Source organism: Microbacterium petrolearium (genome assembly GCF_054782875.1).
The window spans coordinates 1-629 of the sequence record NZ_BAAGRQ010000069.1 but is presented as its reverse complement, the minus strand read 5'-3'; the positions used below and the strand labels follow the sequence as shown (position 1 = coordinate 629).

General features: G+C 64.5%; 1 protein-coding gene. It reads right to left on the bottom strand.

Annotation, left to right across the window (positions count from 1 at the left end; translation table 11 throughout):
- Window positions 1–178: 178 nt before the first annotated feature.
- Window positions 179–629, bottom strand: a 451-nt coding sequence (locus ACYVJ0_RS13645) for a hypothetical protein (protein ID WP_460818399.1), incomplete at its 5' end; no start/stop codon positions are given.

Here is a 629-nt window from a genome sequence, read left to right as displayed (position 1 = left end):
CCGCTCCCCCGCCTCGTGTCCGACGGCGGATGGTCTGGCTCGCCAGCGTCGTGCGGGCGGTTGTTAGGCGGGTGCTCGACGTGGCCGGCTACGGGTGCCGGCCACCGTGACCGTCCGCGATCTGCAGTCCGCCACCAAGGTCTGATTCGCCTGGTGTTCACCCGCTCCTGGACAACACCTAGCCCCGGAGCACCGAGTAAACCGCGTGCAACAGGCGGTCCTTCAGAACTCCGTGCACCTGGTCGACCCTGAGATCAACCGCCAGGGCCTCGAACGTTTCGTCGTGGAACATGAAGAAGTAGTGCTTGAGCCTCTGCGACCACCCACCTTGGTGGAGGCGGTGGACGGAGTTGATGCGTTCCTCTTCGGCGATCCAGGGCGAGTTGTGGACGATGTGAGGTTCGTATGGTTCGAGTCCTCGGCCGAACAGAGGGTGTCCGCTGATCACTTCGTCGTTCGGGCCGCCGAACTTGGTCGCGTGGCAGCGCCCGAAAGTGAACTCAAGTAGCTGCGCTGGCATTGCATCGGTCGGCGACACGACCGTGGCGTAAGTCCCGTCCCAGTTCGGGTCGACCGCAGATGCGTAGCAGATCAGCACGGCGGCGGACCTGTTCGAGACGAGGTGCGGC